Genomic DNA, 26,169 nt, shown 5'->3' with positions numbered 1-26,169 from the left:
TCCTGTCAAGGAGTGGCAACATGCCTAAAGATCGCACCAAGGATACACCGAAACCACCCCTTTGGAAGCGCACTGTTCGCGGGATCGTCACGCTGACCGGCACCGCATCCGTCATTGCCATTGCCGCCGGTGCGGTCTGGATTGGCAGCGCCACATTGGCAACCCGTGCTGCCGCCGTCGACGCCCCGCCGCCCGCCCCGATCAGCACCGTCTCGGCGATCCGCGTGACACCGGCAGACAGCATGACCGTCACCCGCGCCTTTCACGGACAGGTCGAGGCCGCGCAGACCGTTGCCCTGAGTTTCGAGCAGCGCGGTCGCCTGAACGTTCTGGAAGTGGACGAAGGCAATCGCGTCAAAGCAGGCCAGGTGCTTGCCAAGCTCGACACCCGCATTCTGATGGCTGAACGCAGCCGCCTTGTCGCCTCGCGTGATGCGCTTGAGGCGCAGGCGGAACTGTCGCGTCGCACCACGGATCGTCAGAAAGAGCTGCGCAACCGCGGCTTTGCCTCCGATCAGGCGGTGGACAACACGGCGCTGAACCTTGCCGCGCTTCAGGCACAGATTGCCGAAGTCGATGCCGCGATCACACAAGTAGAGGTGCAACTCAGCCAGACCGAGCTGCTGGCGCCGTTTGACGGGATCGTCGGCGCGCGGAATGTCGACCCCGGTGCAATCATGTCCGTGGGCGCGCCCGTGCTTGACATTCGCGAGGAAACGGCCCCGATCTTCCGCGTCGGGATTGACCCGAAACTGGCACAAAAGGTGCAGGACACCACTGCCGTGGTCACTTTGGACGGTGTGGAATATGACGCGCGCTTCGTCGGCTTCCGGCCCGACCTTGATGCCCAGACCCGCACTCGCACCGCGCTGTTCGAGATTGAGACGGACGATCCGGTCTACCTCGCCTCGGGAACGCTGAGGCTGCACAGCCAAATTGACCAGAACGGGTATTCCGTTCCGTTGCGCGCCTTGCAAGACGGGGTGCGCGGCCTGTGGACCGTGATGGTGCTGAACCCGGAAGAAGATGACCTTTACACCGCCAAGGCTGCCGCCGTCGAAGTGCTTCAGGTCGAAGATGGCATGGCCTTTGTCCGTGGCACGCTGCAGGGCGATACCATGATCGTGCCCGATGGCACCCACCGCCTTGTGTCCGGAGACCGGGTGCGTGTGGTCGGAGCGGAGTGATGGAAACCCTTACCTTCCGCCAGCCCCGCCTTGTTGCCCTTGCCCTTCTGGTGATCATCGCGGCGGGCCTGTCGTCCCTGCTGGCCATCGGACGGCAGGAAGACCCGACAATCACCAACCTCTTTGGCACCGTGACAACCGTTGTGCCCGGCGCGGACCCCGCGCGAGTTGAGGCGCTTGTCACGCAACCGATCGAAGACATCCTGCGCGAAGTGTCAGAGGTCGACGTGATCGACAGCACGTCCTCGACCGGCATTTCCATCGTTTCGGTCGAGCTGGGCGTGACGGTGCCGGACAACCGCATTGAACAGGTCTGGGCCGAGATCCGCGACGATCTGGCCGAGCTGTCCCCCACCCTGCCCGCCGACGCCTTCGAGCCGGAGTTTGACACCGAGGGTGGCAGCGCCTTTGCCGCCATCGCTGCCCTTTCGGCCGAACCCGGCATTTCCACAACGATCCTAGGCCGCTATGCCCGCGACCTGGCCCAGGATCTGCGCAACATCCCCGGCACCGAACTTGTCGAGTTGTTCGGTGCGCCCGAGGATGAGGTGCTGGTCACGTTAGACCCCGTGGCCACCGCCGCGCTTGGCCTGACGGCAGGTGACGTCTCCCGCGCCATTGCCCAGGCCGACGCCAAGGGCCCTGCCGGACGTGTGCGCCCGGCGGGGTCTGACCTGCTGATCACTGTCGCGGGCGAGGTCGAGGCACTGGACCGGCTGGGCGAGATTGTCGTGCGCCGCTCGGATACCGGGGCCGTCACTTACCTGTCCCAGGTGGCCGAGATCACACGCGGACCGCGCCTGCCGGAAGCCGAATTGGCGATCTACAATGGCAACCCCGCCATCCTTGTGGGCGCCAAGCTGGAAAGCGGGCTGCAAGTCGACAAATGGGCGGCTTTTGTCCGCGAAGAGATCGCCGAGTATCAGTCCAATGTCCCTCTGGGCGTCTCGCTGGACCTGACCTTTGACCAATCCGGTTACACCGCAGACCGACTGAAGGAGGTCGGCCTGAACATGGCCATCGGCGTTGGCCTTGTGGTGGGCGTGCTGCTGCTGACCCTTGGTCTGCGATCCGCCATGATCGTGGCGCTGATCCTGCCGGTCGTGACCCTTGCCACGCTGTTCACCATGAACTTCATCGGCCTTGCCATCCACCAGATGAGTGTGACCGGCCTGATCGTGGCCCTTGGCCTGCTGGTCGATGCGGGCATCGTGATGACGGATGAGGTTGGACAAAGGCTTGAAAAAGGTATGAGCCGCGTCAAGGCGGCGGGCCAATCGGTCAAGCGCCTCTTTGCGCCGCTGCTGGCCTCGACCGTGACCACGGCGCTGTCCTTTACCCCGCTGATCCTGCTGCCCGGCCCCGCCGGTGACTTCGTCGGCTCCATCGCCATTGCCGTGGTGATCATGCTGGGCTGGTCCTTTGTCGTGGCGATCACACTGACGCCGGCCATTGCTGGCCACCTGCTACCCGCGAACGGGACACGCGGCGGGATGAAGGGCCACGCATTGAGCCGCGCCTTTGCTGCATCACTGCGCTGGTCCGTGAACAACCCTGTTCGGTCGATCGCGCTGGCGCTGGTCCTGCCCGTCACTGGTTTTCTGTCCATGCCAACACTCACGGCACAATTTTTTCCCGGCGTGGACCGCGACCAGTTCTATATCGAGGTGGACCTGGCCCCCGGTGCGGGCATTACCGATACGCAGGATGTCGTTGCACGGCTGAATGATCGGCTGCTCGCAGATGACAGGATCGAGCAGGTGTTGTGGACGGTCGGACGATCGGCGCCAGCCTTCTACTACAACATCGTGGGCGCCCGCGAAAACGCACCGGGCCATGCCCAAGCGCTGCTGACCACCCAATCGGCAGAGGCGACCGAGGCTGTCCTGCGCGACCTGCAAGGCGATCTTGCCCTGACCGCGCCCGAGGCAGAAATCCTTGTTCGTGGCCTTGTGCAGGGCCCACCAGTCAATGCCCCGGTCGAAATCCGGCTTGTGGGCAAAGACCTGGAGGATCTGCGCGAAACCGGCGACGAGGTGCGGCGCATCATGTCAGGCGTTGACTATGTGCTTGTCACCCGCGGCACCATCGGTGGCGGCGCGCCAAAGGCCGTCATCACGGTGAACGAGGCGCAGGTACAAGTCCTCGGCCTCGACCTGCGCCAGATTGCCGGGCAGTTGCAGGCGGGCCTTGAAGGGGTCACAGGCGGTTCGATGGTCGAGGGGGACGAAGAACTTCCCATCCGCGTCCGTCTGGGCGACGCCACGCGCGGCTCGGTTCAGGCCATCCGCGACCTGCCGATCCTGCGGCCCGATGCGCCCGCGCTGTCGGCCCAAGGGCGCTGGCCCGCCCTGCCCTTGTCCGCAGTGTCGACCATTGACTTGGAACCCGCCGCCAGCAGCATCACCCGCCGCAACGGCGAACGGGTCAACACGGTGCAGGCGTTTATTCTGCGCGATGTACTGCCAGAAGAAGCGCTGATTGAGGTGCAAGCCGCCTTGGAGGCCAACGGGTTTACAGTGCCCGCGGACATGCGGCTCGAACTGGGTGGTGACAGCGATGCGCGGGCTGACACGCTCAGCGATCTGCTGGCGTCCCTTGGTTTGATCGTGACCCTGTCCATTGCGGCCATTGCGCTGACTTTTAACAGCTTCCGTCTGACGGCGGTGGTGCTGGTGGTGTCGGGTCTGTCCGCAGGTCTGAGCCTGCTGGCGCTCGCAGTCTTCCAGTATCCGTTCGGCATCAACGCGATCATCGGCGTCATCGGATCAATCGGTGTGTCGATCAACGCGGCGATCATCATCTTGACGGGCCTGCAAGAAGACGACTTGGCCGCTTCAGGGGACAAGGACGCCATGGTCGATGTGGTCATGGGGTCCAGCCGCCACATCGTGTCGACCACCATCACGACATTTGGTGGCTTCCTGCCCCTGATCCTTGCCGGTGGTGGCTTCTGGCCCCCCTTTGCGATGTCGGTTGCTGGCGGCGTTCTGCTGTCCACCGTGGTGAGTTTTTACTTCACACCGCCGGTTTTTGCCCTGATCCACCGGGTGCGGCGTGCACCTGAGGTCTTGGCCGAAAGTGACAAGAGCAAGGACGCTCCGTTTGTCTTGCATCCGCCCTTTGTCCAGGCCGCGGAATGAGCAATTGAGAGGCTTGCCCTAAGACACGCGTCACGAGCCTTCTATGCGACATTGGGCCGACTGCACTGTCTACATCCCAAAGTTGGTCGGGGTGGGCAGCCCCGCCGATCATCACGATTTCGCCGTGGTCAGCTCAAATGTGTGCAGACCGGTTTCGCCACTTGCGAAAGCCCCGGAAATGGGGGTCCGGAGGCTCAGGATCAGCGCCACAGAAGAAACGATCTTCATGACCGTTCAACTGTGACAGTGTTTGCAAAGCCGCCAAGGCCTCAGGCATCAGCAACCGATCGGACAATGGCTGAGATCAACTGCGTCCTCACCAATACAGCCTGACCAAGGCAGGATTTCCAATCCGGGAAAGGTCACACGCATGTTGGCATGCAACACCACCATCTCGATGTGAATTTCGATGGCCGAGCAGGTTCGCAGACTCTGCTCGAGACGGAACGCCTACACGCCCCTTTGCCAAAGGGTTTCGCAAGCCGGAGGTATCCGTGCCTCGATAGCCTGCATCGCATCGACGATCAGGTCTTCACGCCATCTTTGCCCGGCGATTTGCACGCCAATTGGCTGCGGTCCGCTTGTTAATTCGGCAATATGTGTTGGCATGTTCCCGGCAGGCAGCCCCAGGAAATTCATGATGAAGGACCAATGCGATTGACCCAGCGCCTCGCGCACCCCGTCGGCCCCTTCTGCGTCCCGGTTGGCCGTGAAAAACGGTTGCAGCATGAACGGCGTCAGCACCAGCGGATAGTCTTGTAAAAACAAAGACCATTGCCGCGCATAATGCGTTCTGTGAGCAAGCATCCGTAACAGTTCTGTCCCTTGATACGGTGGAAACTGTTCGTAGTACGCATTAAAAATGGCCTGCAAGGTTTCCGAACCGTAGGCTTGAATGTCGTCTTTTAGGAGGGCTTGGACCTCGCCCATCAACGCGCGGTAGCCAACTTCTCCGGTTTCGCGAGACAGTGGCGGTTCGACCGCTTCGACGGCGTAGCCGGCGTCGGTCAGCGCGGCAGCCGCCTTGTCAAGCGCGGCGCTTACGTCGGGATGCATCCCGAACCCAAAATCATCCCGCGCAACGGCAACGCGGATCGGCTTGGCCAGTGGTGCACCCCGCCAAGGCAAAGGCACATGGAATGGGTCGCGGGGGTCAGCAGCGATCAGCGAAGGCATGGACACATGGAGATCGCCAGCGTTGCGTGTGATCAGCCCCTGAACTGACATTGATTGTGCCAAAAGCCCCCGTTCACTGTGTTGGCTGGGGTTCCAGGCGGGCACGCGGCCCAAGCCCGGCTTGACGGTGACCGCCCCGTTGGCCGATGCAGGAAAACGCAGCGAGCCGCCGATGTCATTGCCATGTGCCAGCGCACCAATACCCGCCATGACGGCCGAGCCAGCGCCGCCAGAAGACCCGCCAGCGGACATGTGCCGCCCCCAAGGGTTGTAGGTCCGACCGTAGAGCGGATTGTCGGTATCGGCGCGAAAAGAAAACTCGGGTGTATTCGTGCGGCCGACAACCACCGCGCCGGCGGCTTTGAGATTGCGCACAAGCGGCGCGTCCTCTGGTGCGATCACGTCCTTGAAGGCCGGCACCCCATTTGATGTCGCATGCCCTTTCTGGTCGACATTGATTTTGATCGTGACCGGGACACCATGCAGCGAACCTTTGGGCGCGTCACTGACATCGAGTTGGCGCGCTTGCTCTCGCGCTTCGTCTGCAAGACTTTCAACAACAGCGTTCAGCTTTGGATTGACCATATCCATCCGCGCAATGGCAGCCTCAGTCACCTCTGTCGCGGAGATGTCGCCGGACCGCGTCGCTGTCGTGATGTCCTTGGCGCTCCATTGCCAAAGTGGTGCTGTGTTCGACATATCGGTACTCCGGTTACTTTCACACGCAAGCAGCGCCCAATCGGGCGCCCTCAAGAGTTGTGCTGAGGGTTGAAGTCAGACTAGGACGATCACCCTGAAAGAGCTACCAGTTCTGTTTTGGGGTTTCCGTACGGGCGCGTCTTCAGCAGCCTTCCGAACATGGGATACAGGGCCAAGGGTACCATGTTTTTGAACAGCCATCTTCCTTTAGGCAACTTTGTGTTGCAGATGGTGGCGTCATCGGACAACCCACCTTTGGTTGGGAACATCCTCATGAGCTGTCCAGCGTCCAGCACAGTTTCGAGCGGCAAAGCGCCAGGTCTTGGCAGACGGCTTTCAGCCTGAGCTATTGCAGACATCAGGGGCAGGCGCGTCATCCGCGCCGCGATGCCCTCCAAATCGTCATGTGTCATTTCACAAGCAGTATTTTGCGTCATACTATGTTCGCGACATTCTTCGTCTCGGTGCCGAGCGCTGTGTCGGTTGCCCAAGCACATGTGTGTGGCAATTCAGCGGCAATATGACGTGCCCGGATGAAGGTGGAGAATGCTTCAGGCACAGCCTCTGCGATGGCAGTTCCACTAAAGCGTGTGCAGCTTGAGCTTAGTTGGACGCACCGACTGGACCGGATACCAGCCAAGGCAGGCTGACTTCCAGGACCAATCTCGTCGCAAGCCCATGATGAACACTGGCCAAGGAGCGAGCGCCTGACAGACATTGTGCCCAATGTGCGTATTGCAGTTGTGCAAGGCGAGGTCGGCAACCATTCTACCCCACAGCACGCAGCCCCGCATTTCGGTATTGCTGCCGTCGACAGCAGCTTGCCGCAAGGCACCGCTGAGAATGCACAGGGCTTCGAGACCATGAAGAAGGCCAGCGGGACCGGTGGTCCGGGCGATGGCCCCTTCAAGCGCATGGGCCATCGCATCGACTCCGGTCCAAGCAGCGAGATGTGGCGGCAGGCTCACGATCAACTCGGGGTCCAGCACCGCCTGCGCAAACATCAGTTCCTCGCCCCAGAGCCCGAATTTGCACCATCGGGTGTGAAAACCACCGAGGTGCGCGTTCAAGCCGGGTTGTCTGCAATTGCCATGCCCTGGATGCGGCTCAGCATTTTTTTGCATCCTTGCGCCATCGGACTCAGCCACAGGCGTCAGTTTGAACCGCAACTCCAAAGTCACCAGTGTAGCGCAGATCTGGTCAGCGCCCAGGATCGAGGCAATGGCCTTTACGATACACTGTCACAGCTTCTCTTCCGGAACTACATTCAAAAGGGCCAGGCTCCAAGGCTCACTCGCCGCCTCGAAATGCTCGTTCGCGAGACCAAACCTCGCGTGTGAACGCGGTACGCGCCACAATAACCTCACGCATCTCCCTTTCGATCAGCGGAGGGCCCTCTGACATGAAAGGCGTTTTACGATCAAAATCATAGTAGAGTATGTGCTGAATTGCGGGACCGATCGCTGTCTTTGTAACGGGCGACAAGGTTTGAACTGCTTCAACCAAGATGTGCGCCAGATCATGGCGGATCAGCGCAGAGCAGGTGGATTGTCACGATCAATTGGTTAACAATTGAGCCGTCTGTTAGAGGGGCAAAAAGGCCCGTCAACGCGCATCAACAACTGCTGCAACCGTTCGTTTTGCAAGGCTCTTGCTGATGTAAGCGGCGAGCCCCGCCGCTGTTGCATCTGGTGAGAACACTCGGGTCGCGCCGTCCAGCAGCTGACGTGGATCATTTATATGTCCTTTTCTCGGATCAGCATACAAAGGCATTTCGCTTGGTCGTGGTGATGGTTCTGAGCCACACAGATTGCATCATGTGTCGTCTTGGTCCCCCGCAGTTACAGTTGCTGCAAGCGTAGAGTAAACCCTTACGAAACTTCACTTGTTACATTATATGACAGAACGCTTATGCCTTGGGGCAACGAGGCTTTAAGCCCATGTAAAACCGAAAACATGACCTCATGCTCAAATCCGCCTTTGGCTGTCCAAGCCAAAGGACCGTTCGGTCAATTCGATCTGGAAAGTTCACGGAGCCGGGTAAGACAACATGGAACGTGGCACTCTGTCGCTAAAGAAAAACAACGCAATCCACGTGCATTGATCCTTTTTGTAACTCAAACTAGGCAGAAGGCATTTCGTGAATGCAGATATTTCGTCTCTCAAAAATTGCGTCCAGCCGTAGGCTGACACCCAATCCCGGACATGCGCAGCAATAATGGCAGTGCCGTCCGACAAAAGTCAGAAGGAAACTCTCAATTGTCACTTAACTATGTCATGCTCGGTTCAAACGATGTCGCCAAGGCCCGCGATTTCTTTGATGCTGTCCTGCCCGCCATTGGCGGCAAACTGGTCGCAGAATTCATGCCACACGCAGTTTGCTATCAATTGCGCGGCGGCGGTCGCATTTGGGTGACCACCCCACACAATCGAGAAGCAGCAACTGTCGGGAACGGCAACATGGTGGGCCTCGCATGCGAGAGCCAAGCTGAGGTCGACGCCGCCCATCAGATCGCCTTGTCAAAAGGTGGTACAAACGAGGGGGACCCTGGTCCAAGGCCAATGTATGGCCCCGATTTCTACGGTGCTTATGTTCGTGATCTGGATGGAAACAAAATGAGTTTTGTCCACTTGGGCGAAGGCAACTGACACGTCACGCTGCTGATCGGGAGCATTGCGGAGACGCGATGGTCCCGATGATGGAAATATGCGGGTCCCAGCAGCGACGGGGAGTGTGTTTCGCCAAGGGATGTGTGACTGTCCCGTGCACTTGGCGCTTCAGGTTTCCAGCGGTGGAGAACGGAGTTAAACTGCGCTGTAAGTTAAGTTTTGGCTGAGCGATGAGAAAAATACCGAGACTGATACACACAGGACAGCCAAGCGTCGCGAGGTGCTGTCGCCTGTCAGGGGAGATTGATGAAACGTAACTCGCGCCTGTCACTTGCCCTGCATTCTCTCGGCCATATGTCTTTTGATGCAGACCGGTCGCAAACTTCAGCGGAAATCGCCGCGCATGCCGGCACCAATCCTGTGGTCGTCCGCCGGGTTCTGGGCAAACTGCGAAACGCCGGTTTACTGACGTCCGAACGTGGTCATGCAGGGGGATGGAAACTTGCGCGCCCACCACACAAGATCACATTGGCGGATGTTTACATGGCGCTTGAAGAGAGCTTGATCGCATCAAAACCCGAAGCAGACTCCGACATGTGCTCGGTCGAGCAAGCGCTCGAGACCAGAGTGTCTAAAATCATGCGCGACATTGAAACAAGCTTGATCCAGCGGCTGTCTCTTACAACAATTGCGGATGTCCGAGAGGCGGCTGAGTAACGACGCACGGGCGCCCTGCGGTTGGTCAGAGACTTCGCAGGTCAGAGGCTGCCTGTCACAAAGATCCGCAGACATCCCCGATCTCGTCAAGCTCTGAAACCGGGTCCAATACAAGTACAAGCCGGGTCTCACCACTGCCTTCGATCGGAGGGGAGCGGTGCAGCAAGCCGGATTTTGGCGTCTCTGGCCACAACGATCCACGCATGATCATCGGCGATCCTGTGCCCACTGTGAACACGCGTTTTGGTTCCGATCCATCCGTTGAAACACCATACTGCGTGCCAGTGCCACGATACGTGCAGATAAGTCGGGACGTGATGGCATCGATATGAAAACGGCGACAGGCATTTGTGCTGATCACATCTAAGCGAAACCGAAGGTATGGCGCACGCATTAAGTCGGCAAAGCGTTTGGCGAGATCGGCTATATCTGCGGTCAACCAATCGCGCTGTGCGCTGTTGCGCAGCCCCGCTTGATCACAAAGCTGTTGAACGGACGACGCCACGCCGTCAGGACGCAGGACTAGCCGGCCAGACGGCAGGTTGTCCGGATTGATCCCGTCGATCCACGTATCAAACCCTTTGGGCAATTGCCGCCGCCATATAGCGGCAGCACAACCCGGCTTGTGGATGACCGACAACTCTTCGGGCTGGTCGGCGATGCCTACCCCGATGGCGGCATCCGTGACCTTTGTTTGCTCCGTAATCACGCAGCTTCCTCCACCCGACGCCAGCCGGGGAACGGATCAGGCAGGTCAAGAGGCAGCATATTGGGGTCCGAGGCCACCTGTTCGGGCACTAGACAATCATCCAGCTTGGCCTTGAGTGCGGGCCAGTCAATGCCTGCACCAATGAACACGATCTCTTGCCGCCGATCGCCCCACGGCTCTGACCAATGCGCTGCCATGTAGGCCCGGGCGCTCTCATGATCTGGCCAACGGTCTTTCGGGACCGATGCCCACCATGTTCCAAGCGGTTTAACCGATGACAACGCGCCCGCCAGCGAAAACTCGGCGACCCAGTTGGGGCGCGTCGCCAGCCAGAAATGCCCCTTGGCCCTAATCACACCAGGCAGGTCTCCGTTCAAAGCCTCCATGATCTTTTCCGGCTCAAATGGCTGACGCGCACGATAGACAAAACTGGCGACCCCGTATTCTTCTGTCTCGGGCACGTGATCTGCGAAGCCATACAGCTCTTTGGCCCACATGGGATGTTCGTGGGCCTTTTCAAAATCGAACATGCCGGTATCCAAAATTTCATCGGCAGCCACATCGGAGTGATTGGCCTCTATGATCTTGGCGTCTGCGTTCAGGCTGCGGATGATCTTGCGCGCCGCATCGGTTTTTTGTAGCCCCGCATCTGCAACCTTGTTCAGGATAACAACGTCTGCAAATTCGATTTGTTCGACCAGCAGGTTCACCAAGGTTCTGTCGTCTTCCTCGCCCAGCGTTTCACCACGATCACTCAGGAAATCATGGCTGGAATAATCATTGAGCAGGTTCACCGCATCGACGACCGTCACCATGGTGTCGAGCCGCGAGACATCTGACAGGCTGTCGCCAAATTCGTCGCGGAAGTCGAATGTTGCCGCCACGGGGAGAGGTTCGGAAATCCCAGTGGATTCAATCAGAAGATAGTCAAAGCGCCCTTCGGCAGCGAGGCGGCGCACTTCATCCAGAAGGTCATCGCGCAGCGTGCAGCAGATGCAGCCATTGGACATCTCGACCAGCGTTTCATCCGTGCGCGACAATTCCGTGTCTGCACGTACAAGGTCGGCGTCAATGTTCACCTCGGACATGTCATTGACGATCACGGCGACGCGGCGCCCTTCCCGGTTGTTCAAGACGCGGTTAAGCAATGTCGTTTTGCCCGCGCCCAGAAAGCCGGACAGGACGGTCACGGGAAGTCGGGTATCAGTCATGCGTTTGGCTCTCCATTTGGCGTGCTTGGCTTTGAGATTGTCCCAGGCGCAACAGTTCGAGGCTGCGCTGGATTTCGGATCGGTTCAGGTTTCGCCCGATCAGGACGATACGGGTGCGGCGGTCGTCGCCCGACCAGTGGGTCAAGGGTATCGGCGGATCGAAAATGTGCTGGACGCCGTGAAAGGCGAACGGCACGTCCAATCCTTTTAGGAACAAGATGCCTTTAACACGTAGAATATCCCGCCCCTTGTGTGTGATCAGCGTGTCGAACCATTTGTCGAACACCGCTTCGTCAACGGGTTCATCCAAAACGATCGAAATCGAAGTGATCTCCGTGTCGTGCCGGCTGAATTCGCTTGTAGTGACGGGTGCTCGCCCCGCGGCTGGCATCATGCCGGACAAATTATTGAGCGGCGCCGGAGCATTCTTCTGTGGCATGGTCCAGGAAATGGCTTCCTGCTGCGTCACGTTCTTTCGCATGGCGGTCAAACCCCAGAGCTTGGCCGGTCCGAAACCAGAATTGGACGCGCGATGGATCTCGGCTGTCGGGTTCAGTGCGCGCAATCGGTCGGTCACACTCTGAACAGTCGGCTCCGGAACGAGATCCGTTTTGCTGAGGACAATCAATTCCGCAAGGGCGACCTGCGACACGGCCTCAAACTGGGCATCAAGAGTGGCAGGACCGTTGACGGCATCCACCACAGTGACAACTCCGTCCATCCGAGTGTTGGTGCCCAGAAACGGGTCCACCAAAAGTGTTTGCATGATTGGTCCCGGATCGGCGAGACCTGTTGTTTCGATAACCACGCGATCAAATGCCAATTCGCCTTTGTCGCGCCGCACCAGTAGCTTGAAAACCGTGTTGGACAGGTCCCCCCGGATCGAACAACACAGGCAACCGGATTGCATCAACATAATGTCGGCGTCATCGTCCACAGCCTCAATCAACTCGTGATCAAGACCGGCCTCACCAAACTCGTTCACAATGACAGCAACAGGTCCCGATGAGGCATCTTTGAGGATTCGGTTCAACAGGGTCGTCTTACCAGCACCAAGGAAACCCGTGAGCAGTGTCACTGGAATACGCGTATCTTCCGATTTCATCCGAGAGGTCATCGAGGCGTCAGTCACAATACCACAACTTCAGTTATGTAATAACATTACATTTCTAAGGGAAAACAAATGAGCTGTCCAGATAGGTTCGCGCCAGCGCCAAACTCAGTACGGCAATAAGTGTTCCGCAGCCTATGTGCACATACGCCGAGAACTGCTGCATCATCTGGCTGTTCAACGGCAGAGCTGTCAACCGCCGCACCCCAATCCCGGCAGATGCAACAAGCAGATTGAATGACGCGGTACCCAACCCCATCGTGAGAACGGCAAGACAACCGACAGCAAAGATATCCAAGCGCAATGCAATCACCAAAAGAAACAAGGCCCCAGTACATGGCCGCATGGCAATGCTCAGAACAATCGCGGCCGCGTCTCTAAAGGAGGTGAGGTTTTGGACCTGAGCCATGGTTGGGCCGTGCGAGTGGCCACAGCCACAGGCATCATCAAGCAACCGATTACGTTCCGATCGCACATCATTCCATGATCGCAGCCCCCTCACGTTCAACAGCACGCCGATCCCGGCAATCGCAAGCGCACTTGCCGGTGCCAACCAGGTTTCCGTCCACCCGACGATATCCCTGGTTGCCCAGCCCAGCACGAATGCCGCGGCAAGAACCAATGCAATCGCAGCAGCGGATTGTGACAAGCTGGACGCCAGTGTCAGTACCACCATACGCCGCATCGTCACGCCACTGGCCAACGCTGCGCCCCCCAGAAGGACTTTGCCATGCCCCGGGCCAAGCGCGTGCACAAATCCATACACGGCGGTGGCGGAGCAAAGCGAAAAAACTGCGAGACAATCGCCATCACGGATCGCCCGCAATGCGCTGACCATCGCGTTTTGGAACACTCTCTGCTCCTGCGCCGCCCACACCGAAAGCCTAGACCAAGGCACAAGTGAATAGACTATCGCGGCTGACAGAATGAGAACAACGAACAGACCAAACGTCATCCTGCTTCGACGGGACTGTTCGGCCTGTTGCGCATTGTGAACGGCCGCCGCCTGAGCAGCGACCGAAGGACCTGAGCCCTGACTTAGAGGCATTCCGCCAACGTGTTTGCCATGTTTCGGATCAGCTGCGGATAGAGTTTTGGCCCTATTTCCAGTTCAGCGCCAAGTGGGTCGATAACGCTTGTGTTTGCTTCGGTTCCTTCCAGAACTGTCGCGACAAGGCCTGGGTTGAACTGTGGTTCAGCCAGAACACAGTCAACAGCCTCGTCGCGTATCCGGCCTTGTATTTCGGCAATCCGCGCGGGGCTTGGGTCAGATGCATCAGCGATGGAAATTGCACCCGACGCAGGAAAATCGAAGTCATTTTCGAAATATTGATACGCATCGTGGAAAACCACAAAGCTGCCTCCGCGCACCGGATCCAGGGTTGCATTGACGTCTGCGGACAGGGCTGCCAGCTCTTCGCGGGCCGCTGCCGCATTCGCAAAATAAGCACCAGCGTTGTCGGGGTCAGCCGATGACAACTGCGCGGCGATCACGTTCAGCCATACGCTTGCGTTCTGAAGGGAAAGCCAAGCATGGGGATCATGGTCGCCATGATCATGGCCTTCGTGACCGGCATGATCGTCGTGGTTATCATGATCACCGTGTTCGGCATGATCTTCTTCGCCATGATCATTATGCGCATGTTCGTCATGATTGTGATCATGGTCATGGTCATGGTCGTGGCCTTCTGCCTTGACCTCTTCGTGTCCGTGACCATCGTGATCGTGGTCATCGTGCCCGTGATCATCCTTCTCAGCATGGTCTTCATGATCGTGGCCTTCGTGATCATCATGGTTTTCGTGATCATGCTCGTCGGCCTCGGCATCGTCGTGACCATGCTCTTCATGAGCATCGTGGTCATCATGGTCGTCGTCATCACCATGGTCATGGGCCTCAAAAAGTGCCCCTTCCCGGAAGTCGAGCAATGTGACGCCATCTGCTTCAAGCAGCTCCGTGACCGCCGCGCCTTCGGCCAGCGTTTCAATAGCGTCTTCAAGTTGCGGGGTCAGGTCATGCCCTATCCAAAACACGACATCAGCCTCTTGCAGTGCCCTGGCAGATGACGGCCGCATGCTGAACCCGTGGGGTGAATCCCCTGACGGAATGACCAGTTCTGGTGTTCCGACACCTTTCATCACACGTGCCACAAGCGAGTGAACCGGCGCAATGTCCGCCGCAACGTTCGGCACATCCGCCATTGCGGTGCCACCCAAAAGTGCGGCAAAGACAGAGAGAGAAAGAAGCTTCCTAGACATTCCAACGACCTTGTGATTTTATAACGTTACATCTGCCATACATGATCACCAATTCCATGACAAGCAACCACCCATCCGAGCCTGCCGACAAAGGATCCCCTTTGGGGTTTCAGAGCCACGATCACGATCGGTGTGTAGCCAGCGCCTTGGCAGCGGCAGAAGCGCGCTGTGCTGATGTCGGGCTCAGGTTCACACCCGTGCGCAGGAAGGTCTTGGAATTGCTGCTCCAAGAACATCGTGCTTTGGGGGCTTATGCGCTTCTTGACCTTTTGAAAGACGCGGGTTTCGGGTCGCAACCCCCTGTCGCCTATCGTGCGCTGGATTTTCTCACGGAAAACGGTTTCGTACACAAGATCGAGAGATTGAACGCGTTTGTCGCCTGCAGTCATCCCGGCGAAAGCCATTCTCCCGCCTTCATGATTTGCCGACTGTGCGATTCCGTGGCCGAGGCGCAGTCGGCCCCGGCCAAGGGTGTTTTGGGCGATGCGGCAAAAGCCGCCGGATTTCAGATCGAAAAGACAGTCGTCGAAGCCGAAGGCGTCTGCCCAACCTGTATCGACAAGACAGACGCATGACCTTGATTACCGTCACGAACCTGTGCGTCGCATATGGCGCGAACACGGTGTTGCGCGATGTCGATCTGACACTGTCGTCAGGTGAGATTGTGACTATTGTCGGCCCAAACGGGTCGGGGAAGACCAGCCTACTGCGCGCCATCATTGGCGCCACAAAACCCGCTGCCGGGCAGGTTCAGTTATCACCTCGGTTAAAAATCGGCTACGTGCCGCAAAAGCTGCACATTGACCAGACCCTGCCGATAACGGTGGCACGCTTTTTGCGCCTCACCGAACGGGTTCCATTGAGCAAATGCAATGAAGCGCTGAATGCGGCTGGCGTGCCCGATTTGCTGGACCGCCAGATGACGCAACTTTCCGGCGGCCAGTTCCAGCGTGTGCTGCTTGCCCGGGCATTGATCAACACACCAGATGTTCTACTGCTTGATGAGGCGACACAGGGGCTGGACCAACCTGGATCAGCGTCGTTTTATCGTCAAATCGAGATGGTTCGTGAACAAACCGGGTGCGCGATTCTCATGATCAGCCATGATTTGCACGTGGTGATGAGCGCATCGGACCGGGTGGTTTGCCTGAACGGTCATGTCTGTTGTCAGGGCTCCCCGGCGGTCGTCGCGTCAGCACCCGAGTATCGTGCTCTGTTTGGTGCCGGAACCGGAGGCGCCTTGGCCCTGTACCGGCATGATCACGATCATCATCACGGACCCAGCCAAAAGGCCGCTGAATAATGCTTGACGATTTCATGACACGCGCAACGCTTGCGGGAATTGGCGTTGCATGCGCGGCTGCACCGTTGGGGTGTTTCGTCGTCTGGCGCCGCATGGCCTATTTCGGCGATGCCACAGCACACGCTGCCATCTTGGGCGTTGCTCTGTCACTTGCGCTTGAACTATCAATTTTCTCGGGCGCGCTCATTGTTGCTCTCATCATGGCGATGACCGTGACCAGCCTTGCTGGGCGCGGGTACGCGATGGATACGCTTCTAGGTGTTATGGCGCACTCCGCCTTGGCGTTCGGGCTTGTGGCAGTATCGTTCCTGTCCGGCATCCGCATTGATCTGATGGCCTATTTGTTCGGAGACATTCTGGCTGTATCGCGTACAGACCTGCTTGTCATTTGGGGTGGTGCTGCGTTGGTGGTTGCCCTGATTGTGTGGCGCTGGTCGGCACTGCTGGCATCAACTTTGAACGAGGATCTTGCCTACGCCAGCGGCATTGATCCCAAGCGCGAGCAGTTGATCCTGACCATGAGCTTGGCCATTACCGTGGCCGTCGCGATCAAGGTTGTGGGTGTCCTGCTGATTGCTGCGCTTCTCATTATTCCGGCCGCGGCTGCCCGTGTGACGGCGCGGACACCGGAAGCGATGGCTGTCACGGCTGCTGCGATTGGAACACTCTCTGCCATCGCAGGGCTTCGGGGTGCATATGTCTTTGACACACCCGCGGGACCATCTATCGTTTGCGTTGCGGCAATACTATTTGCCGTCCTGAATTTGAAAGGATGGCGTGGAAAAGGCACGGCCTGACCCTCTGATTGGGCCGAGTCTTGGGTGCATTCGTTGCTCTGTCTCCAGGCCCCAACACAGCCTTTCAGCCCGTTTGTCCGCACCGTATGGGGCAAAGGATTAAACCCAGGCCGCATTCTGTCATGCACCCTTTCTCACACGGAATCAGATCACATGGCACATTCCGTCAAAGTAGACGGCGCGCGGGGAGCAGACCGGCTGATCAACTGTCCCGTTCCAATATCCACTCAACCTCGGGCGCTGGAACGAAGCGCCACTTGCGCATAGGGCCGGCCATCACGTTTAGATAGTACATCTCGAAACCGTAGGGTGCACCGCATGGGTGATGGCCGCGTGGGACCAGAACAACATCACCATCCGAAACCGCCATGGTTTCATCAAGTTGGCCGTCATCCGTATACACCCTCTGAACGCCGAAGCCGTTGGCTGGGTTCAGGCGGTGGTAATAGGTTTCTTCAAGATAGGTGATGCGCGGGAAGTCGTCTTCGTCGTGGCGGTGGCTTGGGAAACTCGACCAGTGGCCTGCAGGTGTGAAAACCTCGGTGACCAACAGGCTGTCCGCGTAGTCCTCGGCTTCCATGGCGATGTTATTGATGTACCGCGTGTTGGTGCCTTTGCCACGTTCGGTCAGAGTGATCCCATCAGGTCCAATACGGCGGGGTGTGTGTCCACCCTGTCCAGGTGCCGAGCAAACAGCCAGGACACACTCTGTTTCGGCGACAGCGCTCCACGCGCTCCCGTTCGGCAAATATAGGCAATGCGGCGGTGTCCGTTCAAAGACATTCATTCGGTCACCCAACACGCCCCAATCCTGACCACCACCGGTGATCGCGGCCTTACCCTCGACCATGACCAGGATCACCTCGGTTTCGCCTGTGGCCTCCGATGCCTTGTCACCGGCCTTGAGGTGGTAGAGCGAGAAACCCACATAGCGCCAGCCAGCGCTTTCCGGCGTGATTTGGTGGACCTTGCCACGCGCGCCAAACGGTTTTCTGAGAAGATCTGCCATGAAACCTGTCTTTCTAGCGGCGGGCCTGAGAGCCCGTAGAGTTCAATTACGTCGTCAAAGCCGAGCTTCGATCATTCGAAGGGCCGTGCTCATGCCCGATCATGTTCCGCTCCGATCACTGTTCAGCCGTTGTACTCCATGGATTTGAATATGTCAGCGACGGCGGGGAAGTCGATGTGCCCCTCCTAAACCGACTGATGATACGGATGCGTACGTGCAGCACCCAAACGCACTGACATCAGGTCCTAACCTGTCTCATCCGTGGGCTGGAAAGATGCCGATCAGACCAGGATGCGGATCGCCCGCTATTGCACCCATAGGGCTTTTGGCGTCTAGGCCTGTGCACACGCGCCGCGCCTCGGATGTTCCCCCGCTCTCCGGCGACCAGTAGCGCCGGCTTTTGTGGCCGACTGTCTGTGGCCGAGTACTAAACCAAAGGGGACCAGTCGACTGAATCACTGTGGCCGGTTTCCCTTGGGTTTGGCGTGGCCCGGCGCGACACGCACCGGGCCAATTTGTTCACGATGCGCCGATGTTGATTTTCTGAACACCCGGCGGTGCGTTTTCCGGCCTGTCGATCTGGAGTTTGAGGACACCATTGGCAAACTCCGCCTTTACTGCACCCTCCTCCGGGACAAAGCCCAATGGGATATGACGACGAAAGCGTCCGTAGCTGCGTTCGACAAGGTGGTAATCCTTGTGCTTTTCCTCACGGTCAGCGCCTTTTTGTCCCTTTATGACCAATGTGTCTCCGTGCACCGACACATCGAGGTCGGCTTCGTCGACGCCGGGGACATCTGCGCTGATTTCAAGGCCAGTGTCGGTTTCGGCCACATCGACGGCAAGCATCAAAGGGCTTCCGTCCTCTGTGGGTTGCGGCACCGCCGTACCCCGCAGGTGATCCAGCATTTGCGCCATTTCCTTTTGAAAGGACTGGAAAAAGGGCGGGTACATCCCATGGCCCCGACCGGGCAAGTTCGGATTTGACATCTTGTGCATCCTTTCGAGCTAACTGGGTTCTGGACGATCAGCGTGTAACAAATTCGGCCCGCTGCCGATTGATGATTGTCAATTTCAATCTTGCATCTCGCGCTAGGCAGAGGCCGCAACAACGGAGTGGGTGAGATGCGGAACAGATGTGCGGCGATCCTGAGCATGCTGGCTGTTTTTGCGGCAGCGCCTGCGGTTTCGGAGATCGAGATTTCCGAGCACGGCGGTGATACTTTCATCTCGGGCGAAACGATCACCCAAACGGTCGAGACAAGCGGCGACGTATTTGTTGCGGGACGTTCTGCCACAGTGCTGGGGCAAGCTTCGGGTGACTTTCACGCTGCGGGCTTTGACGTCGTGATTGATGTCAACATCGATGAAGACGTGTACGCCGCGGGCGCATACGTGACGATGAAGGGTACAGCGGGCGAGGATTTGACCTCTGCCGGGTTTACCGTCCGGACCGAGGCGTCCTCTCGCGTCAATGGCAATGCCCGGCTGGCCGCGGCCACGATCATCGTGGACGGCCCCATTGATGGCGCTCTGTCGGCAACCGGCCGGGATGTGTTGCTGAACGCGGCCATTGCAGGTGATGTGCGCATCGCGGCCCGCACGTTGCGGTTCGGGCCAGAAGCAATCATTTCGGGGCAGCTGACCTATTCCACCGATACGCGCACAGATGTACCGGAGCGCGTGGCACCAGCAGCCCGCGTCACCTTCACTCCGCTGCAACGCGGACGTCTTTGGAATGTCAGGGAGGCAGTGGGCGACATGCCGAGCTTCCCAACCTTCGCGTCAGCATTTTTCGGATTTGTTGTCAGCTTGCTCTTCTTTGTTGTCTTGGGGGCAATCGCACTCGGCTTTGCCCCGAAAAAGGTATCATGTCTGCGCAAGACCATCGGGGCATCACCTGGCCGGACTCTGCTTCAGGGTGTGGCCGGGTTGGCTATTCTAGTTGGCGCCATCCCTGTTGTCGCGATGACCATCGTGGGCATCCCATTTATTCCCATCGCGCTGCTTGGTCTGATCGCCGTGTGGACCCTGGCATATGCCCTCGGGGCCTATGCAGTCGCAATGCGTGTCTGGATCGGCTTCGGCGGGGACGCGGACCCACCAATCTCAACGCGGTTGCTTGTGCTGACCATGGCCATCGTTGTGGTCGCACTGCTCAACTTTGTTCCCTTCGTGGGCTGGGTCGCCAACTACACTCTCGTGCTGCTTGGGGTTGGTGCCATGACACATGCTGCCTTCCTCGCGCTGATCCCCGATATCGACCCCGCATTGGATGTCGATATGCGGCCCGTCGCCAGTGACGACAAATAGTCCAGAAAGGAGACTTCCCATGTCCAGTCAAGGCCTTGAAGCAATTGATCAAACCGTTCACCTGACCCATGAGTGGATCAACGAGCTGTCCGAACGGGTCGGCTATTCCTCGAAACGCAGCACATTGCGATTGCTGCGCGCCGTGCTGCACATCCTGCGAGACAGGCTGCCGCAGGACGAGATGGCATAGTTTTCGGCGCAGCTTCCCATGCTGGTACGGGGGATAATGTTTGAGGGTTGGCAACCCAAACTGACCCCACAAACCGGGCTGGAGTTCGAAACCCGCATCGCCGACGCTATGCAAGAGACAGCCGAGTTTCGGGGACCCGACGACGGGCGATACGTTTTTGACCTGTTGAACGAGCGGATCAGCCGCGGCGAGGTCGAAGATATGCGCGCATGCCTTCCAAAAGAGATACGCGCATATTGGGCTGAACCCTAAGCGGGTTTAGTCGTCACCCAAGGCAAGCTGCTGGAGTCTGGCGGATTCCATGACGATGATGGTCTGTGCCCCATTCAACGCTATGACCCCTTCGTTGCGCAGAGCTGAGAATGCACGGCTGACCGTTTCAGTGGTCAGGCCCAGGAAATCGGCGATGTCACTGCGCGGCATCGGCAGACTGATCCTTCGATGACTGCCCATCTTTTCCCCATAACGCTGCGTTATCACAGCAAGAAAGGACGCAACACGCTCGGACGCGGATTTGCGCCCCAGCATCATGACGTGATCCTGCATCTCGCTGATCTCTTTCAGCGCTGCCTTCAATAGTGCCACGTGCAGTTCGGGATCGCCGTCACCGTGATCCAATGCAGTGCGCCGGAACACATTCAGGGTCGTATCAACCAGCGCTTCACAATCTGTGTGATGGCACCCGTCAGCCGGAAAGCCGATGATATCGCCGGGATACCCGAAGGCGATGACTTGCCGTCGCCCGTCCTCGAGCATGCGCGTCAGGCGCACGACGCCAGTTTTGACCTGATAGATGCGTTCGACTTCGTCACCTTCGTGAAACAGATGCCTGCCTTGCTTGAGCAGCGTTGCCGGTCGCATCCGGTTTGCTGCATCATGGGTCAACGGGCCCGGATCAGGGCGGGTTTCCGCTGACAAGGTAATGTACATTGGTGGTCCCCCATTGTTCGGCTGGGACCGTATTGAAGGTGCCGTGTAGTGCGGATTACATTCAAACTAGGCAGTTTTGTATCAAATTGTATCTGCCTTTCGGTTGATGTGCAGGCGCCCCGAGCAACACCGGCGCCCTCGCGTCATATATCTGGAGTGTCACGTGGTGCAAAAACCAACCGTTCTGGTTGTCGAAGATGATCCGAAAGTGCGCGCCTTGCTACGCAATGTGCTTGAGGACGACGGCTTTACCGTGCTCCAAGCCGACAATGCAGCTGACACGCTTGACTGCGTGGCCTCGCAAGAACCGAGCGTTGTCACGCTGGATATCAATCTGGGAGCGGAAAGCGGTTTTGACCTGGCTCGGGGCATTCGCAAGATGTCGACGGTTCCTATCGTTATGGTCACAGGCAAAAATGACGTTATTGACCGAGTGGTAGGGCTCGAGATCGGTGCAGATGATTACATCGTCAAACCGTTCCACGTACGCGAGGTCACCGCTCGTATTCGCGCCGTTCTGCGCCGTCATCAATATGCCAGCGATGACGCCCAGCAAGTCATCGAACAAAGTGCCAACGGTCCAAAATCTGCAACCTATAGGTTTGATGGAATCACGGCTGTGCCAGACAGGATGCAGATGATCGACCGGACCGGGTTGGATTGCGCACTGACCAGCGGCGACTTTAACCTCCTTCGTGTATTCCTGGAACGACCCAAACGCGTGCTGTCACGCGATCAGCTCATGGATCTTACGGGCGGCATCGAATGGACACCGCTTGACCGGACTATCGATAACCAGGTGGCACGTTTGCGTAAAAAGATTGAACGCAACCCATCCGCGCCGAAAATCATCAAAACCGTCCGTGGAATCGGGTATACGCTTGCCTGTGATGTTGAGTGTTCGGAAACCAATGATGCCCCTCACAAAAGCGCGTGAAGCCGTGCGGCCAGGTCGGTTAATCGGTACGGCTTGTGCAAAATCAGGTCATCCTCCGTGGCGCCCATCCGGTTGCTGACCACATCACTGGCATAGCCCGAAGTCAGCAGGATTCGAATATCCGGAAACTCTTGGCGTATCTTGGCAGCCAGATCATATCCATTGAGTTTGCCGGGCATGACAAGATCGGAAAACACCAGATCGACGTGGACACCTGACGACAGCAGAGCATAGGCCACATCGCCATTTTCGGCCTCTTCAGTTCGATATCCCAGGTCACGAACGCGCTCGATAGAGAGCCTACGGACGTTCGGATTGTCTTCGACCACCAATACGACCTGCCCTGCCCCGCGTGGCAGGTCGCCCTCCCGTGTGCGGTACACGACGTCTTTGTTTGCCTGATCATCCCAGTCATCCCGAAGCGCCGGGAAGTATAGTCCAAAACTCGTGCCGTGACCTTCTTCACTGTACAGCGTGATATGCCCGCCGGACTGCTTCACAAATCCGTAGACCATGGCCAGCCCCAGGCCCGTACCGCCCTTGTCAGATTTGGTTGTAAAGAAAGGCTCGAACGCGCGTCGCTGCGCGTCAAGCGACATTCCCTCGCCGTTATCGCTCACGAACAGACGGACGTAGTCGCCGGGCGGCATATCCGTCTCCTGTGCCATGTACTTGTCATCAATACGGATGTCAGCGACAGAAATAAGGAACTCGCCGCCACGTGGCATCGCATCCCTTGCATTCAGCGCGAGGTTGATGAGCGCAGACTGAAGCTGCACCGGATCAATCATCACGGAGCTCACGGTGTCCGCAAACTCGGTGCGGATGGAGTAGGTGTCGCCGATCGTACGACGCAGGATCGCAAGCGCATTGCCGCATTGTTCGCGTAGATCGACCCTGACCGGTTTCAGATCCCCCTTGCGAGCAAAAACCAGCAACCGCGCGGTCAAGTCGGCCCCTAGCTCAGCCGACGCCAGCGCATCATCAATCAACCCCGCCTGTCTCTCATCGACCCCACGCATTTGCATTAGTTCGAGGTTACCAATGATCACGGTCAGCAAATTGTTGAAGTCATGTGCGATCCCACCGGTCAACTGACCCACTGCATCCAGCCTTTGGGTCCGTGCCAACGCCTCTTGAGCTGCGCGGCGCTGGGTCAAGTCATGCAGGATGCCAATGAATATGTGCGCCCCCTCAACTTCAGCTTTGCCCACCGACAAGTGCAAAGGGAAAATTGTTCCATCCCGGCGCTGCCCTTCAACGTCACGGCCGATGCCAATGATCCGCACCTGCCCCGTGGCCATATGATGGTTCATGAACCCATCATGCAGGGCAGCAACGGCGTCAGGCATAAGGACATTTACACTTTGGCCGATCAACGCCCCTTCGTCATAACCAAAAAGCTGGTCTGCTGCGGTGTTCGCGCGTTGGATAATGCCCTGACCATCGGCCATGACGATGGCGTCGGCTGCTGCCTCCATCAGGGACTTCAGAAGGGCGGTATCGTGGGGTTCGGGCACTGGACGGTTCAGCTTTGTGATATGCGGTTAGATCAAGTTGACCAAACGGTTGTGACAAGGGTCAAGGTCAGAGATGTTCAACTTCGGGCATTGCCCACATCGGGTGCCACCTTGCCCAAGCTGGCAAGCAAGCCAAGATGCCTTGTCAGGTCAGATAATGAAATGACACCACGCAAAGAACGCCCTTCGACGACTATGAACTTGCGTTGGCCGGTCTTTGCGATGCGTTCGAACAGATCAAACACAAGCAGATCGGACGCCACGCAGCAATCAGGGTCCAGGTCGACGAAGACGTCTCCAACCGTTGTATTCGACCAGTTTTCTCGATCAATGCCGATCAGAACCCGTGTATCCATATGACCCAGTAGCGCCCCTTCTTCGACAACAGGGACAAAGCTGATACGATTTGGCAACATCACTTGATTTACCAGTGCCGAAAGGGACGTGTCCGCGTTCGTGGTAATCACGTTGCGTGTCATCAACGCGCCGACGGGGTGGTCACCCAGATGGAACTTGATCTGCTGCGCTTCAACCGCGCTGCGAGCAGCGGCCACCACAAACAGCCCGATCAGGATTTGCCAGAACCCTGCAACCATTGCGCCTTGGAACAGTCCCAACACGCCCAGACCGACCAAGGCGTACCCCAAAAACGTGCCTGAGCGAGCCGCAGTCCGGGTCGCTGCCAGCATATCGCCGCTCCGATGCCAGAGCCATGCACGCAGGATTCGCCCCCCATCCAGCGGGAAGGCGGGCAGCAGGTTAAAAACGGCCAGAACCAGATTGATCAACGCCAGGTAATCCAGAACCACAACGACTGGTCCAATTCCCATCAACACCGCACTAGTTCCAGCACACATCCAGAATGCCAGTGCCAGCGTAAGGCTCATTGCGGGCCCCGCAGCCGCGATCCAGAACTCGTGCATCGCTTTCTCAGGTTCCTGCGTCAACTCGGCGACTCCGCCAAACAGAAACAGGGTAATGTGCCGCGTTTGCACGCCGAAGTGACGAGCCGTCACAGCGTGCGCAAGCTCGTGGCCGACCAACGACGCAAAGAACAGCAGCATGGCCAGAACCGCCATCGCGAAGTAACTCCACTGCGATAGTCCAGGTAGCGCGGTCGGAAAAGTATGTTGGCACAGGCTCCAGGTGATCAAAGCAGCGATCAGTGCCCAGCTTGGGTCAATGCGAATATCAATTCCAAACACGGTGGCGATGGTGCGGGTATTGGAAAACATGAGGACCGTCCTCCTCTTTTGCCCCAAGGCTAAAGGCCGTGATGCACACATCCTTGATTTGGCTCAAATGAACGTCGCTTTGTGCAGGCTTGAGAAATGTCAGAACATCCGGCGCCAGCGCGGCTAAATGAAAAACAAAACGATGCGGGGGAAATGCAAATGATCGATAAACTGGCCCATCTCGTGGGACGTCGACTAGAGCAGCACGGCTGCGTTCTCAGCGATTGGACGGCTTGCGAGCAGAAGATGCGCATGGATGAAGGTACGGATGTCACAATCCTCTTGGCGGGCTTGATACGCATGGCATGGCAATCAGGTTTCGTCGCGCATATCCGCGCCCCGGCGGTGATCCTGAGCACCGACATCACAAGGGTAGAAAGCGTCGTGGTACGAGACATAAGGCTGCTGAATGTCGACCTTGATAAGTGTTGCTCAATGATGCGCCAAAGTCCTGAATTTCGGGACCTTTTCCGCGTCGCATGCAGTAGCCGCATTAAAACGTTGAGGGCAATGCAGCATCCGATAACCATGCAGGCAGTTCACTGATCACCAAGAAGGAGAACCAATATGACAACGAATTTAGGACCCGCGGATCGCGTGCTCCGCGCATTGGTAGGCTTATTGCTGTTTATGGCACCACTGGCGAACATGCCTTCGATATGGGCCAGCAGCGCGGCGGCCTATGCCGCGATGGGTGTTGGACTGGTTTTGATTGCGACCTCGTTCTTTCGCTTTTGCCCCGTATACCGGGTGTTCGGCATTTCAACCTGCAAATCCTGATGCCGGGTTCTGCACAGTACAAAGCACTTGTCCAAGCATGTCTGACCGAACTTGGCGTGAGGCTGCTGGAGATCACAAACGAACTTGATTACCCAGAATTCAAAGACCTTGGGGAACAAGCGATGGACTTGGAGAATGACGAGGTCCTCGAAGGTCTCGGCTTGGCAGCGCAAAAGGAAATGGTGCTCCTACAGGCCGCACTGACGTGTATTGAAGATGGAGCTTATTGCGCCTGCCAAGCATGCGGCGGCCCAACTTCCGACGCGCGCTTGCAAGCCGTTCCCCACACTGTCCTCTGCCGGAACTGTGTACAATCAACCGCCCGCACCTGATGTT

General features: G+C 57.9%; 25 protein-coding genes and 1 pseudogene. 13 read left to right on the top strand and 13 right to left on the bottom strand.

What is annotated here, in order from left to right:
- Nucleotides 1–20 precede the first annotated feature (20 nt).
- Together IE087_RS19530 and IE087_RS19525 are read left to right on the top strand one after the other, a co-directional pair.
- On the top strand, nucleotides 21–1,187 hold the full coding sequence (locus IE087_RS19530) for an efflux RND transporter periplasmic adaptor subunit (protein ID WP_189371059.1): 1,167 nt from the start codon (nucleotides 21–23) through the stop codon (nucleotides 1,185–1,187).
- Nucleotides 1,187–4,330 carry an efflux RND transporter permease subunit gene (locus tag IE087_RS19525; protein WP_189371058.1) on the top strand — a complete coding sequence of 1,048 codons (3,144 nt, stop codon included), beginning with the start codon at nucleotides 1,187–1,189 and terminating at the stop codon, nucleotides 4,328–4,330. Before IE087_RS19530 ends, IE087_RS19525 begins: the two co-directional genes overlap by 1 nt.
- A 450-nt stretch (nucleotides 4,331–4,780) precedes the next feature.
- Here IE087_RS19525 and IE087_RS19520 read toward each other — a convergent pair whose 3' ends face one another.
- The 3 genes from IE087_RS19520 to IE087_RS19510 form a co-directional block, all read right to left on the bottom strand.
- Nucleotides 4,781–6,205 (bottom strand): amidase family protein, encoded by a 1,425-nt coding sequence (locus IE087_RS19520; protein ID WP_189371057.1) that lies wholly within the window; start codon nucleotides 6,203–6,205, stop codon nucleotides 4,781–4,783.
- Between the two features lie 89 nt (nucleotides 6,206–6,294).
- Nucleotides 6,295–6,642: a hypothetical protein gene (locus tag IE087_RS19515; protein ID WP_189371056.1), complete on the bottom strand. Its 348-nt coding sequence runs from the start codon at nucleotides 6,640–6,642 to the stop codon at nucleotides 6,295–6,297.
- Nucleotides 6,643–6,786: 144 nt separating this feature from the next.
- Nucleotides 6,787–7,275 carry a dehydroquinate synthase/iron-containing alcohol dehydrogenase family protein gene (locus IE087_RS19510; protein ID WP_189371055.1) on the bottom strand — a complete coding sequence of 163 codons (489 nt, stop codon included), beginning with the start codon at nucleotides 7,273–7,275 and terminating at the stop codon, nucleotides 6,787–6,789.
- 1,189 nt (nucleotides 7,276–8,464) lie between these two features.
- Here IE087_RS19510 and IE087_RS19505 point away from each other — a divergent pair.
- Together IE087_RS19505 and IE087_RS19500 are read left to right on the top strand one after the other, a co-directional pair.
- Nucleotides 8,465–8,854, top strand: coding sequence for a VOC family protein (locus IE087_RS19505; RefSeq protein WP_229801475.1), 390 nt, complete (start codon nucleotides 8,465–8,467; stop codon nucleotides 8,852–8,854).
- Between the two features lie 267 nt (nucleotides 8,855–9,121).
- Nucleotides 9,122–9,532: an RrF2 family transcriptional regulator gene (locus IE087_RS19500; RefSeq protein WP_189371053.1), complete on the top strand. Its 411-nt coding sequence runs from the start codon at nucleotides 9,122–9,124 to the stop codon at nucleotides 9,530–9,532.
- Between the two features lie 55 nt (nucleotides 9,533–9,587).
- Here the strand turns inward: IE087_RS19500 and IE087_RS19495 are convergent, their stop codons facing one another.
- The 5 genes from IE087_RS19495 to IE087_RS19475 all read right to left on the bottom strand — a co-directional run bounded on the left by IE087_RS19495 (nucleotide 9,588) and on the right by IE087_RS19475 (nucleotide 14,819).
- Nucleotides 9,588–10,241, bottom strand: a complete 654-nt coding sequence (locus IE087_RS19495) for a DUF1826 domain-containing protein (protein ID WP_229801474.1) — start codon at nucleotides 10,239–10,241, stop codon at nucleotides 9,588–9,590.
- Nucleotides 10,238–11,452 (bottom strand): GTP-binding protein, encoded by a 1,215-nt coding sequence (locus tag IE087_RS19490; RefSeq protein ID WP_189371052.1) that lies wholly within the window; start codon nucleotides 11,450–11,452, stop codon nucleotides 10,238–10,240. The genes IE087_RS19495 and IE087_RS19490 overlap by 4 nt, the downstream gene beginning before the upstream one ends.
- Complete coding sequence (locus tag IE087_RS19485) at nucleotides 11,445–12,557, bottom strand: CobW family GTP-binding protein (RefSeq protein WP_229801473.1); 1,113 nt, start codon at nucleotides 12,555–12,557, stop codon at nucleotides 11,445–11,447. The genes IE087_RS19490 and IE087_RS19485 overlap by 8 nt, the downstream gene beginning before the upstream one ends.
- Before the next feature lie 64 nt (nucleotides 12,558–12,621).
- A complete protein-coding gene (locus IE087_RS19480; protein ID WP_189371051.1) occupies nucleotides 12,622–13,416 on the bottom strand; it encodes a nickel/cobalt transporter in 795 nt (264 codons plus the stop codon).
- Between the two features lie 185 nt (nucleotides 13,417–13,601).
- On the bottom strand, nucleotides 13,602–14,819 hold the full coding sequence (locus IE087_RS19475) for a zinc ABC transporter substrate-binding protein (protein ID WP_189371050.1): 1,218 nt from the start codon (nucleotides 14,817–14,819) through the stop codon (nucleotides 13,602–13,604).
- A gap of 56 nt (nucleotides 14,820–14,875) precedes the next feature.
- Between IE087_RS19475 and IE087_RS19470 the strand changes: the two genes are divergently transcribed.
- The 3 genes from IE087_RS19470 to IE087_RS19460 are packed head-to-tail and all read left to right on the top strand — an operon-like array spanning nucleotide 14,876 to nucleotide 16,919.
- Nucleotides 14,876–15,394: a transcriptional repressor gene (locus tag IE087_RS19470; RefSeq protein WP_189371107.1), complete on the top strand. Its 519-nt coding sequence runs from the start codon at nucleotides 14,876–14,878 to the stop codon at nucleotides 15,392–15,394.
- On the top strand, nucleotides 15,391–16,122 hold the full coding sequence (locus IE087_RS19465; protein WP_189371049.1) for an ATP-binding cassette domain-containing protein: 732 nt from the start codon (nucleotides 15,391–15,393) through the stop codon (nucleotides 16,120–16,122). The genes IE087_RS19470 and IE087_RS19465 overlap by 4 nt, the downstream gene beginning before the upstream one ends.
- Entirely contained in the window at nucleotides 16,122–16,919 is a 798-nt protein-coding gene (locus IE087_RS19460; RefSeq protein WP_189371048.1) for an iron chelate uptake ABC transporter family permease subunit, read from the top strand. Before IE087_RS19465 ends, IE087_RS19460 begins: the two co-directional genes overlap by 1 nt.
- A 202-nt stretch (nucleotides 16,920–17,121) precedes the next feature.
- Here the strand turns inward: IE087_RS19460 and iolB are convergent, their stop codons facing one another.
- A complete protein-coding gene (gene iolB, locus IE087_RS19455; protein ID WP_189371047.1) occupies nucleotides 17,122–17,928 on the bottom strand; it encodes a 5-deoxy-glucuronate isomerase in 807 nt (268 codons plus the stop codon).
- 519 nt (nucleotides 17,929–18,447) lie between these two features.
- Nucleotides 18,448–18,918 (bottom strand): Hsp20/alpha crystallin family protein, encoded by a 471-nt coding sequence (locus IE087_RS19450; protein WP_189371046.1) that lies wholly within the window; start codon nucleotides 18,916–18,918, stop codon nucleotides 18,448–18,450.
- A 135-nt stretch (nucleotides 18,919–19,053) separates the two neighbouring features.
- Here IE087_RS19450 and IE087_RS19445 point away from each other — a divergent pair, with 135 nt between their 5' ends.
- Both IE087_RS19445 and IE087_RS19440 read left to right on the top strand, forming a co-directional pair.
- The gene (locus IE087_RS19445) at nucleotides 19,054–20,241 is read left to right on the top strand and encodes a DUF8173 domain-containing protein (RefSeq protein WP_189371045.1); all 1,188 of its coding nucleotides are present in this window, start codon (nucleotides 19,054–19,056) and stop codon (nucleotides 20,239–20,241) included.
- Nucleotides 20,204–20,683 (top strand): annotated as a pseudogene (locus IE087_RS19440) (DUF2267 domain-containing protein). Before IE087_RS19445 ends, IE087_RS19440 begins: the two are co-directional and overlap by 38 nt.
- Before the next feature lie 6 nt (nucleotides 20,684–20,689).
- Here the strand turns inward: IE087_RS19440 and IE087_RS19435 are convergent.
- The gene (locus IE087_RS19435; RefSeq protein ID WP_189371044.1) at nucleotides 20,690–21,361 is read right to left on the bottom strand and encodes a helix-turn-helix domain-containing protein; all 672 of its coding nucleotides are present in this window, start codon (nucleotides 21,359–21,361) and stop codon (nucleotides 20,690–20,692) included.
- 163 nt (nucleotides 21,362–21,524) lie between these two features.
- Here IE087_RS19435 and IE087_RS19430 point away from each other — a divergent pair, with 163 nt between their 5' ends.
- Nucleotides 21,525–22,298, top strand: coding sequence for a response regulator (locus IE087_RS19430; RefSeq protein WP_229801472.1), 774 nt, complete (start codon nucleotides 21,525–21,527; stop codon nucleotides 22,296–22,298).
- Here the strand turns inward: IE087_RS19430 and IE087_RS19425 are convergent.
- Together IE087_RS19425 and IE087_RS19420 are read right to left on the bottom strand one after the other, a co-directional pair.
- The gene (locus IE087_RS19425) at nucleotides 22,283–23,818 is read right to left on the bottom strand and encodes a PAS domain S-box protein (RefSeq protein ID WP_229801471.1); all 1,536 of its coding nucleotides are present in this window, start codon (nucleotides 23,816–23,818) and stop codon (nucleotides 22,283–22,285) included. The two genes, IE087_RS19430 and IE087_RS19425, sit on opposite strands and share 16 nt — an antisense overlap.
- A gap of 77 nt (nucleotides 23,819–23,895) precedes the next feature.
- Nucleotides 23,896–25,053 (bottom strand): site-2 protease family protein, encoded by a 1,158-nt coding sequence (locus IE087_RS19420; RefSeq protein WP_189371042.1) that lies wholly within the window; start codon nucleotides 25,051–25,053, stop codon nucleotides 23,896–23,898.
- A gap of 96 nt (nucleotides 25,054–25,149) precedes the next feature.
- Between IE087_RS19420 and IE087_RS19415 the strand changes: the two genes are divergently transcribed.
- From IE087_RS19415 to IE087_RS23800, 3 genes are read left to right on the top strand one after another with little or no spacing between them, the layout of a single operon-like run.
- Nucleotides 25,150–25,599, top strand: coding sequence for a hypothetical protein (locus IE087_RS19415; RefSeq protein WP_229801470.1), 450 nt, complete (start codon nucleotides 25,150–25,152; stop codon nucleotides 25,597–25,599).
- A 21-nt stretch (nucleotides 25,600–25,620) separates the two neighbouring features.
- The gene (locus IE087_RS19410) at nucleotides 25,621–25,833 is read left to right on the top strand and encodes a YgaP family membrane protein (protein WP_189371040.1); all 213 of its coding nucleotides are present in this window, start codon (nucleotides 25,621–25,623) and stop codon (nucleotides 25,831–25,833) included.
- A complete protein-coding gene (locus tag IE087_RS23800; protein WP_189371039.1) occupies nucleotides 25,833–26,165 on the top strand; it encodes a TraR/DksA family transcriptional regulator in 333 nt (110 codons plus the stop codon). Before IE087_RS19410 ends, IE087_RS23800 begins: the two co-directional genes overlap by 1 nt.
- Nucleotides 26,166–26,169 lie beyond the last annotated feature (4 nt).

The sequence above is a fragment of the Tateyamaria omphalii genome (genome assembly GCF_014651375.1).
Taxonomy (GTDB): Bacteria; Pseudomonadota; Alphaproteobacteria; order Rhodobacterales; family Rhodobacteraceae; genus Tateyamaria; species Tateyamaria omphalii.
This window is presented reverse-complemented; position numbering and strand designations above follow the sequence as displayed.